Genomic DNA, 13950 nt, shown 5'->3' with positions numbered 1-13950 from the left:
TGATTATTCAGCACTTAAATCCGGATTCTTCTCTCTGTATGCAGCAATTGAATCAGCGTTTTGTACTCTATTCTGAGAAAACATTATTTTTTCAAATGCATTGGTAAGGCTTCGGACTTTAACAATTTTCCGTATTGCATCAAACGGTATAAAAATAGAAAATTGTCCCTGAAAATTATCCGCATCCATCATCATCCTGCACCCCAGACCATTTTGTAACAAGCTTACATCTCTAATCGAGTTCTTATTGATGTACACCGGTTCATAGTCATACATTTGCTCATCGTAGAAGAAATAACGTGCGTAAAAAATGTAATGGATTGAATTATTTTCCAGGTCAGCGAGAACCTGATAGATAATTGTCAACAGGTATAAATCCATAACAGCTTTATTTTAGGTGAGCAGGTGTTTTTGTTTCCAGCAGATATTTTAGAATATTCAGGCAGCCGATTCTTTCTTAAATGACTGCCTGAATGCACTACCAAACTTACTCCAACTTATAAATCAATCATCCATCGAAAATTTCTACCAATACACTATTCCTTCGAGTCGTGCCAGTTCAAGACTGGCCAGACACAACTGATATTCATATTGAAGACGGGTCAGTTCAGCCCTCTGCACATTTGTGCTTGCGCTGGTAAGTTCCAGATTCGTACCTGTCCCGTTCTTAAAACGGCTTTGAGCGAATTTTTGAGCCTCTTTCGCTTCTTCTATCTGCTGTCTTGCATTAACAAGGCTCGAACGATTACTTGCGATATCAGTCAGAGCCTGCATAATGTCTTTATTAAAAGCGTTGTCCAGACTCTGTTCTGCCAATTTTGACTGGAGAAGTTGCCCTTGCGACATACTAATCTGTTTTTTAATCCTACCGCCCTGATAAATAGGTATATTGAGCGTGACGCCCGCCTGATAAGTATAGCGAAACTTATTTATGTCAGGCACGTATCCGTTGGCAAATCCGGTACCCGCATTCAATACTAATGTAGGTTTCCCCTGTATCTGGCTCATTTTCAATTCAGTTTCTGCCATTGAGATACGATCCTTCAAAAGCAGATATTGTGCGTTGCCCTTTCTGGCACTTTCCAGAATGCCGGACGCTTCACTACTTTCAGAAAATATCGGAAAGTTCAGATCCAAATCCTCTTTACTCATTTCAGCACCTGTGGCATATTGCATCAGATTATATTGCTTGCTAAGACTATTTTCAAGATCAATTTTTCGGTTATTCTCCTGGTCAATGCCCGACTGAATTGACAGCACATCATATTTTAGTGCGTCTCCGTTTTTCAACTTAACTTCCATGTCATTTTTATTTAGCTGTAAAAAACGAATAACACTGTCTTGAATCGCTATCGCTTTTTTCAAATAAGCGATCTGATAATAGATACCGGCAACCTGAAAGGCCATCTGGTTTTTGTTATGCTGCGCATTATCCTTCGCATAACGAAGACCTGCTTTTGCCCGCTCCACTCCGTTTTTAACCTGCCCAAAATCCCATAGCGTGTAACTTCCGTTGACCATGGCTTTGTAATTATTGTTGGGCATGATGCTAATCTTGGTCATCTGATCGGCGATCGGAAGTGTTAATTCTGAAACCGGGTGAAGGTAATTGTAAGAACCAGATCCGACAACAGAAGGGTTTCCTGCAGCTTTGGCCAGATCGACGCGCTGATTTTCTATAACAATAGCCTGGTCAAGTTCTTTGAAAACAGGAAAATAACTGAATGACTGCGTAATGAGTGTTTTGAGTTTATCCGGTACCTGTTGAGTAAAGCCCTGTGTGGTACTCAGACCGATACAAAGAATGATTATGAAACGTTTCATGAAAAAAAATGAGTTTAAATTAATGGGCAGCGGCAGCAACTTTTGCTCTTGTTTCGGCATCCATATCCTGATTGCTTAGCATAAGCATAAAGGGAATCGTACAGATAAAAAACACAGAGATCAAAAGAAAACCATCCAGATAAGCTTGCATCTGTGCTTGATTAGTAACTATAAAATCAAGATTACTCACGGCAGCCTGTTTGGCTGACACCGGGTTGACGCCTTCGGCAATCATGCCCCGTGTAATACTTTCCAAACGGCTGGTCAATAACGGGTTATTCCCCTGCAAATTGGAGATCAGGTCACTTCTGTGTGTTGCAAAACGGTTCGTTGCATAAGTGTTCATAATCGCAATCCCGAAGGCACCACCCAGGGAGCGGAACATATTATTGAGCGAAATCCCGTAAGGCATATCCTTCGGCTCCAACCCAACAACTGCCTGACTGAGAAGCGGAACTGTCAAACATCCTGTCCCCAGCCCTCTGCAAACCTGGGTAAAAGTAAACCACCACTTTCCAGCCTCGGCCGTTGCCAGGGAAGATGTGTAACCATGCAGAATAAAAAGGATAAATCCTGCGAAAACAAAGTAGCTGGGCTTAATACCCTTACCCAGCCCGGCACCTATGAAAGGCATTGCAAAAATAGTGATCAATGCCCCTGGGATCATGGAAATTCCAGCCTCCGTGGGGGTGTAACCCATGACGCGCTGCACCATAACCGGAAAAAGATATACAGAACTAAAAAGCCCAAACCCGCACACAAAGGTCAATATGTTACTTCCGATCAGGTTTACACTTTTCATTACCCGTAAATTAATAGCCGGATTTTTTGTGCGTAATTCCCACCAGATAAACACACCAATACCGATGACAGCGGCTGCGGTGAGGTACCGGATGGTCTCATCCTGGAACCAGTCTTCCGATTGTCCTTTTTCGAGCACGTACTGCAAAGCACCAACGCCAACAGTCAGTGATAATATTCCCGTGTAATCAACCGGTATTGCCTTTCTGTCAATGTTGTACTCCTCCGGGTGTTTTTCAACAAACTTCCAGGTTAACAGTGCTGCGATGATCCCAATGGGGATGTTGATATCAAAAATGAGTGCCCAGTGATAATTATCAACAATGTAGCCACCAAGAACCGGACCGATTGTTGGCCCAAGGACAATTCCCATCCCAAAAATCCCACCTGCAATACCCTTCTCTTCCGGCTTAAATTGTTCGAAAAGAATCCCTTGCGAAACGGATAACAATGCTCCTCCTCCTAGACCCTGAACGAAGCGCCACAATACCAGCATCCAAAGCGACGAAGACGTTCCGCACAGATAAGAGGCAATTGTAAAAATGATGATCGAAGCGAGATAGTAATTCTTTCTGCCAAAATAGGTACTTAAAAAACCTGTCAGGGGAATAATAATCACATTCGCAATCGCGTAAGCGGTTACGACCCATGAGGCATCTTCCAGGGTGGCACCCAGCGTTCCACTTATATTATTTAAAGCAACGTTAATGATTGAGGTGTCAATCAGCTCCATGATGGCCGCTGAAATTGTGGTAACCACAATGATGATCTTGACAAATTTATTGTTTTGACTGGCCATAATTAGCGACTGCGCCGTGCAGTTATTTAACTTTTACATCCACCTCCACGCTCAATCCTGCTTTAAGCAGACCAGAAAGTGATTCTACGTGATCAATTTCTATGGTAACCGGCACGCGCTGCGTAACTTTCACAAAATTTCCCGTAGAATTGTCAGGTGGTAAAAGAGAAAATTTGGCCCCTGTGGCATCACTGAAACCTGTAATTTTACCGGAAACTTCCTGATCCGGATATCCATCTACTTCAATCTTAACCGGCTGCCCCACTTTCATATGTTCAAGCTGGGTTTCCTTGAAATTGGCCACGATCCAGTATTTATCGCTGCTGACGAGATTAAAAAGTTGTTGTCCTCCCTGAACAAACTGACCTGGTTTTAAATTTGTTTTTCCCAGTTTCCCTGTCGATGGCGCGATAATGCGGGTGTAAGTCAGATCCAGTTTTGCTCTGTCCAGAGCCGTTTTTCGAGCGGCAATATTAGCTTCCGCACGCTGTATCTGTGCACGAGCGGTTCCCGTCTGAACACCAGCCTGCTGAACCCGGGTTTTGCTTGAAGCGAGCAACGATGCAGCTGTTTTATATGCTGACTGACTATTTTCAAGTTGCCTTAATGTAATCGAACCATCCTTATAAAGTGCCTCGTCGCGGGCTACGTCCCTTTTGGCTTTCTCTAATCCTACTTCTTCGATACTTACACCTGCGGCTGCTACCGTCCGGTTAGAACCTATCGTTGGCAACTGAGCTTCGGCAGCAGCCAAATCTGCCTCCGCAGCAAGCAGATCTGCATTCGCCTGTTCTACGGCCAAAACAAAGTCGCTGTCATCAATGACTGCAAGCGTATCTCCCTTTGTGACTTTTTGATAATCAAGCAGCGAAAATTCTCTAACGTATCCGGATATACGACTAATTACAGGAACCGAATTTGTCTCAATCTGGGCGTTGTCAGTACTTTCATAGTGCATCGAGTGATCCACCGTGTGGTATGTGTAATATAAAGCACCAATCACTACCGCTGAAATGATCAGCGCTTTCGAAGCTTTTCCGGCAAGGCTCTGAGTTTTTTCTTCTGTTTCCATTTTTTATATTTAGTAAACTTGGTTTACAAAAATAGTATACCAAGTTTACCTTTCCAAATGTTTAGTAAAATAAGTTTACTAAATCAGTAAAATAAATATTTACAAACAATAAGATTCAGTTTCAAGGTTTAATGACCTACATTAAACTCTTCATGGTATCGGGTGATGGTCAAAAGAACGTCAATCGCATTCTCATAATTTTGATGGCCGGTGACCTTACGATACTCCTCCACGAGATGATCTGCCGAGTCCTTCACTTTCTTAGTGAGCTTTTTACCCTCCTGAGTAAGGAAAATCTTTTCTGAACGGGCATCCAGAGGATCTTTTTCGCCATAAATCAATTCCAGCGCATGAAGCTCCTTAATTATTTTGCTGGCCGCCATTTTTGTAATTTTCAGCTCGCGCGCCACTTCATTATTAGAAATCCCCTCGTTTCCAATACACATAAAAACAGGAATATAGGCCATTTTAAAGCCAGGCAAGTACTTTGAAATGGTGTTTTCACCCCACTCGTCAGTCAGTCTTTTCAGAACATAAATGACTTTAAAGAATAACCTGGTATTGATATGATTTTCCATGCGTTTGTCCCAAATTAAAATTATAAAACGCACAAATAGTAAATTTAGTTTACCATTTGTGCGATTGTAAAAGTAACGATATGTTTATGGAAGTCAAGCAAAAATTAAATGATCTGGTTCCCAGTCAAACCTATCTTATCAATTTTTCGAATTAGATCGGACGGGCAAATTACTAATCAGATCTGACGACATTAACTTTATTGATCTGAATGTTCCCTGAATTAACAGCAGTCAAAAGCCAGTTCTGCTGATCAATCCCTTTAAACAGGACACTTTTCCGTGCATCGCCCCTGATCAATAATCCGCTTTCCGAGCGCGGTGCCGGCGCAAAATCCCCCTTCCCATTTCCCAAAAGAAGAAGTCCTGTGGATGCATCCTGTCGGCCCATATTCACTTCATTGGGATAAAAATTGCCCGTCAGAATCACGTCCAGGTGACTGTCAGCGTTAACGTCAAAAGTTGTTATCCCAAAGATTGGCGACTTCTGCGCCTCAATGGGAAGCGCATGAAACTTGAAATGACCCTTTCCAAGATTTTCGATATAGGCACTTTGCAGATAGGTAACTTCGGCACTGTATGCATCTTTAAGTTCGTCACGGCTTAAAAGCTCGTCGAATGTTACGCTGGCATAATCTGCATAATGTGGAAATTTTTTACGGAACTGGATCACCTGCTGGTTCAATGCATCGCGGGGAACGCTGGGATAACGCTTACCCTGAATAAAATAACCCATCAGCGGATCAAATGTACCATCCCCATTGAAATCTTTTGCGACGATTTTAATCGGTTCTTTTTCCGAAGCGCGGTAAAAAGTATTGAGCCCTTCATTACCCGCTATGAAATCAATATCTCCATCGTTGTCAAAATCGCCGGAAGCCAAACTGTTCCACCAACCAGTAAACTGTGCCAGACCGTTATCAGACTTTTGCGTATGCAGCGATTTTCCTCTTTTGTTTGCAAAAATTCTGACTGGCATCCATTCCCCTGCCAGAACAAGGTCATCATATCCATCCTGGTTGGTATCGGCCCAAAGTGCGCTGCAAACCATACCGGCATTTACCAACTCCGGACAATATTCAGAAGTGACATTCGTGAATTTTGGCCGGCCGTTTTTGGAATCGTTTCTCAGAAGATAACTGCTTGCGGGCAACGGATATTTTCCCGGGATACTGCGGCCACCAATAAACAGATCCGGATCTCCATCCTTATCAAAATCATTAACAGCAATACACGAACTGCTTAGAGCTAGAACAGGAAAAGCCGTTGCCGGGGCTGGCGAGAAACGGCCGGAGCCGTCATTGAGATAAAACTGAATCTTGTAAAAATCTTTTTCCCCGGCAGGCATTTTATTACCTCCGTTCGTGACGATTAAGTCAAGGTCACCATCACTGTCAGCGTCCAGAAAAGCGGCTGCGGTGTTTTCGTGCAAAGAATCTTTGGAAATAATGCGTTTTTCAAAAAGTCCATCGTTTTTTTGGATAAAAATTGTCGGCATGCCACCGCGATAACTGCCTCCGACAAAAATATCTTCCAAACCGTCGCCATTCACATCGCCTGTGGTCATCGCAAAGCCATTTTTCGACAGCATTTTATGCATCGTCGCAGTTTGTTTGAAATCCACAAAATTACTTTCCGTATGTCGAAAGTCAAGATTCTGCTGTTGTGTGATGTCTGTGAAATAAGTCTGTGCCGGTTGATTTATAATCAGGTTATCAGCATTAACCGCATCTTTTTGATTCAAAACAAGGCGGACATTTGCAGGAGAATTTTTTATTTTTTGTGACTTACCTCCCGGCCAGACCACAAGAAGGCTATCAATCCGATTTTTATTTCCAAGGCCAAAATGTAAGGTTGGCTCCACGGATGACTGGAAACCTCTGACCACGCTCAGTTCGGCATACTGGACATCTTTACCTGTCCAGATCGTTACCTTTGTTCCGATTCCAGAAAGATTTCCCTTTACACCTTTCAGTGCAATATTTAATGCATTTGATTTCTTGCTTTCGATACTGTTGTTCTGATAGATATAGGCTGGGGAATCAATATTATTTACAACCAGATCCAGATCTCCGTCACCATCCAGGTCTGCATAGGCGGCACCGTTGGAGTATGAAAGCTGGTCGAGCCCCCAGTCTTTTGAAACATTTGAAAATGTAAGATTCCCCTGGTTTTTATAAGCGTAATTGGCTATCTGAACTTCTGGTACCTTTTTAATCAGCTCCATCGCATTATGCTGATTGAAATTATTGGTACCAAAACTGGAAAAATCTTCTTTGAACTGGATGAAATCTCGGTCAGTTACATCCCGGCGGTATCCATTGGTGATAAAAATATCTTTTTGACCATCATTATCAAAATCCGCGATCAGTGGCGCCCAGCTCCAGTCGGTCTTTGCAATGCCCGCCAGCAAACCTACTTCAGAAAACACCGGCAATCCTTGCTGGCTTTCATCATTTGCTGTACCCATATTTAGCTGAAGCATATTCCGCATATATTGCAGCTGATAACCATATTGATCAGAAATACTCATTTCTTTTCGGTCGTAGTCCTGCCCGGCAAGCATTTTTTTCTGACGAAAATTATCCTCAGGAAGCATATCCAGTTGGAAAATATCGGGATAAGTATCGTTGTTGATATCAGCCACATCCAGGCCCATACCAAACAAACTCGTGTGTGCAATGGATTTTCGGATTACGTTATTAAAACCAACAATTCCCGTACTTTTTACACCATCATTCAGGTATAGAATATCGCTGCTGATAAAATCATTGGAACAATAAATGTCTGGAAAACCGTCTTTATTCAGGTCGCTGACCGCCAGTCCCAGTCCCAGCCCTTCGAATCGAACGCCTGCCTCTTTTGAAATATTTGTAAATACCGGAATTCCATTCGCCCCGGTTCCATCGTTACGGAAAAATTTACCGGTACTTGGATATGAACCATCGTCATAAGTCTTGCGTAAATAATTTGGGTTTTGAAGGTCAGGAGCGGAATTCATCATAAACACGTCGAGATCGCCGTCCAGATCCGCATCAAAAAACGCAGTTTGTACAGTAAACGCTGGATCATTCAAACCATACGTTTTTCCCATTTCCTTAAATTTAGGCATGTTATTCTGGTCCATACCCTGGTTCACGAAAAGCAGATTTTCTATGGCCGCAGGATCTGCCGAAGCCATTTTTACATGTTTGGCAACACTTACATAAATATCCAGCAAACCATCCTGATTGATATCGACCATCGAAATACCTGTACACCAACGGTTGGTTTTGACACCAGCGGCTTCGGTAATATCTTCAAATGCCCATTTTTTTGAAAGGGTGTCAATCCGGCTTAAATACAAACGACAACTCACCTGATTTCCACCAAAGAAAATATCCGGTTTGCCATCATTATTTACGTCACCGATACCGACACCTCCGCCGTTGTAGAAATTTGTAAACGTAAAAGGGTTGATTGAGTCATTCGGGATTAACGTATTAGAGAAACTGATACCCGTTTCATCTTCACCATGGGAAATAAAAAGGGTGTCCTGCTTTTTTTTACAGGAAAAACAAAGAAAAAGGAAAGACAAAAAGAAGAACGGATACGCGGCTCTTTTCATAAGAAAAAAAAGTATCTTCTATTTAAAAATATCAGCAGCACTAAAAAAGCACTGCTGATATCTTTGTGTTAAATTTAATTGTAACCAGGATTTTGATCTGCTGGCTCAATCCTGGCATTATTATCTACCTCCTGCTGTGGAATTGGAAGCAATTCGATTTTATTAGCCTGGAAATATGTCAACGGTTCCACTTTCAATTTACTGAATTTTCTCCATCTGAGTATATCCCGGTTACGGATTTGTTCTCCGCTTTGCTCAACCCGCCTTTCATGGACGATAGCATCGAATACCTGGTCTTTGGTGGAGACAGGAAATCTGGCTGTCGGATAGGCAGGCATGCTAACACTTTTACGTGCACGAATCATGTTAAGATAGTTTACTGCTGCGGAAATATTCCCAGCTTCATTTTCTACCTCTGCAAGTGAAAGAATGGTTTCGGCAAAACGCATAATTCGCTGATTGATCCCGCCTGTAAGGAAGGACTCATTCATTTTATACATGAGCGAATATTTTTGCCAGCTCACTTTCAGCGTCACACCGTCAACCACAGAAGCGTTACCATTCTGCTGTCCATCGGTCAGCGTGTTGGCTCCGTTATTGTATTTCTCTCCTGTAAAATAAAACGAGTCTTCGTAACGTGGATCAGTCTTCGCATCGCCTTTTGTTGTCTTTTCAAATTCTGACAATAAACTATTTGATGGGATCAAGTTTCGCCATCCAATCGCAGAGTATTCTTGCGTGCGAACGGTTTCAGTACCTGCTGTCGCTCCGTTGCCATCTCCATCCCAGTTATAAACACCACCTGACGGGAAGAAATTAACTTCAAATATGGACTCTTTATTAAATTCTGTTTCTTCCAGAAAGTTATCGTTATAGTTGTCCACCAATGAATAAACACCAGAGTTGTACACTTTCAAAAGTTCAGTTTTTGCGTTGGCATAATCTCCCAGCTGCAAATAAACCCTTGCAAGCAACATTTGCGCAGCACCCTTGCTCGCACGGCCCTGATTCGCGGCATCATAAGTAGCGGGCAGGTCAGCCTGAATTGCCTGCAATTCCGAAGTCAGAAAAGCATAGACTTCTTCGGCGGGTGATCTCGGCAGACTACCATCGACAGTCATCACATAATTTTTATAAAGGGGAACATTGCCCCACATACTCACCAGCTCATAATAGGCGTAAGCTCTTAAAAAACGCGCCTCGCCGAGTAACCTGTTTTTGTCCGCATCGGCAAGATCTGTCACCTTACCAGAATTATCGATCACCGCATTGGCGCGATGGATCAGCCGGTAGTAGGCCAGCCACACGGTGCCTAAAACAGAATTTCCTGTGTCATGCGTTCCCAGTAACAACTGATTGCGCGGTGTTTCAAGTTGTCCGCCGCCTGCCGCCACATCATCACTGCGCAGATCGTGCAGGAAGAACCATTCTCTGGCCACAAGATTGTTGGATTTCAGCATGGAGTACACGCTGGTAACTGCACTGGTCAGCTCAGTTCCATTTTTATAATAACCCTCGACAGTCACGCCGTTGGGATTTGTCTTGTCAAGAATATCGTCATTACAGGCGAATACGATCCCAAACAGACAGATGTAAATAATGATCAGTTTCTTTTTCATTTCAGTTCCTTTAATAAAGTGTCAATGTCAAAATCCTACACTCAAACCTACCTGAAGTGTTCTTGGCTGCGGGTACATTCCGTAATCGATCCCGTTGATCAGCTGCGTTGCCGAATCAGTAGACGATCCGTTCACCCCGATTTCCGGATCAAGTCCTGAATATTTGGTCAGCGTCAGCAGGTTGGTCGCTGAAACATAAATCCTGGCCTTCGTGATTGTCGCTCTTGTCAAAGTCGACAACATCTTTGACGGTAACGTATAACCGAAGCTAATATTTTTAACCCGCATATAAGATCCGTTTTCGATGAAGCGATCGCTCGTACGGCTGTTGTTATTTGGGTCACCACTGATAGCTCTAGGCACATCCGTATCTGTATTGGTTGGTGTCCAGGCATTAAGTACATCCGTACCGGCATTAAAAAGACGAAGCATCCCCTGCTCGATCACCTTCGTTCCGTTGTAAATTTTATTGCCCTGCACGCCTTGAAGATACAACGTGAAATCAAAGTTTTTATAGTTTCCGCCAAAATTTGCCCCATAACTGAACTTTGGAATAAAACTACCCAGGTATGTCCTGTCCGATGGTGTAATTCGTCCATCACCGTCTAAATCCTTGAAGCGGATATCGCCCGGTGCTGCCGCGTCCTGGTACTTGGTTTGTTCGTCTCCCAAGGCATTGGCTGCATCGATTTCTGCCTGGTTCTGAAAGATACCATCCACCTGCCATCCGAAGAAGGACTGTATCGGGTGGCCGGCTTCTGTCTTGGTGATATCAGATCCACCAAAATCTGCATTGGCTCCCGAGAATAGCGTAGCACTTTCCGTAGCAAGGCTCAATACTTTATTCCGGGTAATATCCAGATTGGCAGAGGCATTCCATTTGAAATCGCCGTCATTTTTACTGTAACCCAGTTGGAATTCGTAACCCCAGTTTTTCATACTTCCAATGTTTGACAATGGAGAAGTCGAGTAACCCACAGAATTTGGAATCGGCACCTGAAGCAACAATCCGTCTGTATTTCTCTGGTAGGTCTCAGCAGTAAATGTTACGCTGTTGTTAAACAAAGCCAGGTCAACTCCAAGATTGGTCATGGTGGTACTTTCCCATTTCAATTCTGTGTTGGCGAGGGAGCTGAAATACGAACCCAAAACTTTATTTCCACCAAAAACATAATTGCTGTTATCAGCGGCCACGAGTGCCTGCCAGGCGTAACTTCCAATTCCGTTAAATCCGGTTTGTCCATAACTTGCACGGATTTTAAGCTCTGAGATCTGAGGAACCGATTTTAAGAATTCCTCTTCGCTGATGCGCCATCCGAGTGATAGTGACGGGAAGGTACCCCATTTATTTCCTGGTGCAAAACGGGAAGAGCCGTCCCTCCGAATTGAGCCACTTAGCAAATATTTTCCTGCATATTCATAATTCAGACGTCCGACATAAGAAAGCAATGAGCTTTCGTCAAATGTGCTGGTCGCGTTCGGATTGGAAGCCCCCTGCAACTCGTCGATATCATTATTTGGCCGGTAACCCGATCCATTCAACGTGCTGGTCCGGAAATTTTGCTTGTCAACAATCGCTGTTACATTCAGCATGTGTTTGCCAAAAGTTTTCTCAAAAGTCAGCTGATTGGTAATGACAGGTGAGAAATAACTGGTGCGGTTGTCTTGTATTTCGTACTGGATCCGCGACTTAAACCCATCATTATAAATTGGAAACTGATTGGTTGTGTTCGCTGAAACAATATCGGCACCAAAACTGAAACGATATTTCAAAAAGCTGGCAAGTTTCACTTCGGCAAAAATGGAACCCAGTAATTTCAACCGCTGGTTCCGCGTGACATCCATCAGTGCAATTCGCACCGGGTTGTCCGGGTCACTACCATCCGCGGCTGTTGGCGAGCTGTATCCGCCAGGTTTCGTCGGGTCAGTAACCGGCCAGTAAGGCAGGTTCCGGATCATTTGCATCACAGCGGTACGTCCTCCTCCAAAACCCTGCTCACCGCGGGACTTGTCATAGGAAACGGTCAAAGTCTGTCCAATGTTCAGGAATTTGGTTACCTGATGATCAGAATTTAAACGAACATTTGCACGCTTGTAATTGGTACCGATCAAAATTCCTTCCTGGTCGAAATAGCCAGCAGAAGTAAAGAACCGGGAAACGTTATTCCCTCCAGATACCGATATCTGGTGCTGCTGAATCGGCGCATTGCGGAACATAACATCCTGCCAGTTGGTATTTGTCTGGGCAAAAGTCTGCGTGGCACCGGGATAGATCGGCTGATTCAGATCAGAAAGCCGGCCCGGCATCGCAATGCCTGCGTTCCCAAGAAGCGCAGTTGCATATTGAATATACTGATCGGTATTAAGCACATCAAGTTTTTTCCAGGCTGATTGCGTTCCTACATAGGTATCCAGATTTACATGAAGCTTTCCATCTTTCGAGCCTTTTTTAGTCGAAATAATGATCACACCATTAGAAGCGCGTGAACCGTAGATTGCCGCCGAGCTGGCGTCTTTTAATACTTCCAGCGACTCAATATCTTTTGGGTCAAGATTATTCAGATCCCCTGCCGGAATTCCGTCGATCACGTAAAGTGGTCCCGAGGCATAATTAATTGAACCGATCCCCCTTATACGTACAACGGGTGTCTGCCCCGGACTACCATTATTAACAACCCTGACGCCGGGCACCCTGCCCTGCAAAGCCTGCTCCGCGCTGATAACCGGCAGCGCAGTAAGCTCTTTTGGAGAAACTGATGAAACGGCACCGGTCAGAGAAGATTTTTTCTGGCTACCATATCCGATCACGACCATTTCCTCCAAAGCCTGACTTTCGGCAACTAACTGAATCTCAATACGTGTTTTTGTACCAACAGTTACCTCCTGCCTGGTATAACCAATAAAGCTGAAAACCAGGATACTGCTTCCAGAAGGCACACTCATTGTAAACTCTCCTTTGGTATCAGTAACCGTTCCCTGGCTGGTTCCTTTCAGCGTAACATTGACGCCTGGTAATGCCTCGCCATTATCTGCCGTTACTTTTCCTGCAACCTGCTGATCTGCAATACTCCCGGCCCATGCGATCTGGAAAGACAGCATCAATAAAAGCACAGGACCACTAAACCAATTTTCCTTCAACCAGGAACAGACTTGTAATCGATTCTTCATACACATTGATTTTACATGTTAAAATGACAATTGTTAAAAAGCATAAAAATCCCCTTAAAAAAGAGACCGAAACGAAAGACAGACAATTGAAAAGTCAGATTATATCCAATTTTTAAAAGGATCAATCCTATAATACAAATGTATAATAATTTTATTATTTGTCACCGATACACTTAAATAAATATCAGTTTTAGATGATTTATTTTTCTTAATTTAATTTTGGTTACACTTTTACAAGAAAAATGGAGATAGTTCAATGGAATAATTCAACGGACAGTGACTTGATCAAGAAAGTAAAAAGTGAAAAATTTTGACTTTTTGATAATCTGTCCGATATTCAGATTTCATATACAGGCAGCAAAAATGCTTTTGATTGTACCGGTGAGAATAGTCTCCCATCAGACATAAGAAATTCCAAGGTAAAGCTCTGCATTATAAGACGAATCCAAAAACGATAATTTGGACGAATACCAGGTGCTGATAGT

The 13950-nt window shown here is 43.2% G+C and carries 8 protein-coding genes; all 8 read right to left on the bottom strand.

Annotated features, from left to right (window positions below):
• Positions 1-3: 3 nt before the first annotated feature.
• Positions 4-381 (bottom strand): hypothetical protein, encoded by a 378-nt coding sequence (locus AC1XUO_RS05555; protein WP_483328776.1) that lies wholly within the window; start codon positions 379-381, stop codon positions 4-6.
• 144 nt (positions 382-525) lie between these two features.
• Positions 526-1824: a TolC family protein gene (locus AC1XUO_RS05550; RefSeq protein ID WP_483328775.1), complete on the bottom strand. Its 1299-nt coding sequence runs from the start codon at positions 1822-1824 to the stop codon at positions 526-528.
• A gap of 19 nt (positions 1825-1843) precedes the next feature.
• Positions 1844-3424, bottom strand: a complete 1581-nt coding sequence (locus tag AC1XUO_RS05545) for a DHA2 family efflux MFS transporter permease subunit (RefSeq protein WP_483328774.1) — start codon at positions 3422-3424, stop codon at positions 1844-1846.
• Between the two features lie 22 nt (positions 3425-3446).
• Positions 3447-4496 (bottom strand): HlyD family secretion protein, encoded by a 1050-nt coding sequence (locus AC1XUO_RS05540; RefSeq protein WP_483328773.1) that lies wholly within the window; start codon positions 4494-4496, stop codon positions 3447-3449.
• A 128-nt stretch (positions 4497-4624) separates the two neighbouring features.
• A complete protein-coding gene (locus tag AC1XUO_RS05535) occupies positions 4625-5074 on the bottom strand; it encodes a MarR family winged helix-turn-helix transcriptional regulator (protein ID WP_483328772.1) in 450 nt (149 codons plus the stop codon).
• 172 nt (positions 5075-5246) lie between these two features.
• The gene (locus AC1XUO_RS05530) at positions 5247-8678 is read right to left on the bottom strand and encodes a VCBS repeat-containing protein (RefSeq protein ID WP_483328771.1); all 3432 of its coding nucleotides are present in this window, start codon (positions 8676-8678) and stop codon (positions 5247-5249) included.
• A 74-nt stretch (positions 8679-8752) separates the two neighbouring features.
• Entirely contained in the window at positions 8753-10297 is a 1545-nt protein-coding gene (locus AC1XUO_RS05525; protein WP_483328770.1) for a RagB/SusD family nutrient uptake outer membrane protein, read from the bottom strand.
• Between the two features lie 27 nt (positions 10298-10324).
• Positions 10325-13465, bottom strand: a complete 3141-nt coding sequence (locus AC1XUO_RS05520) for a SusC/RagA family TonB-linked outer membrane protein (RefSeq protein WP_483328769.1) — start codon at positions 13463-13465, stop codon at positions 10325-10327.
• Between the last annotated feature and the right edge of the window lie 485 nt (positions 13466-13950).

Source organism: Dyadobacter sp. HNCC25DJ186 (assembly GCF_056895235.1).
Note: the sequence above shows the minus strand (reverse complement) of the source record. Positions and strands in the feature narration are given on the sequence as shown.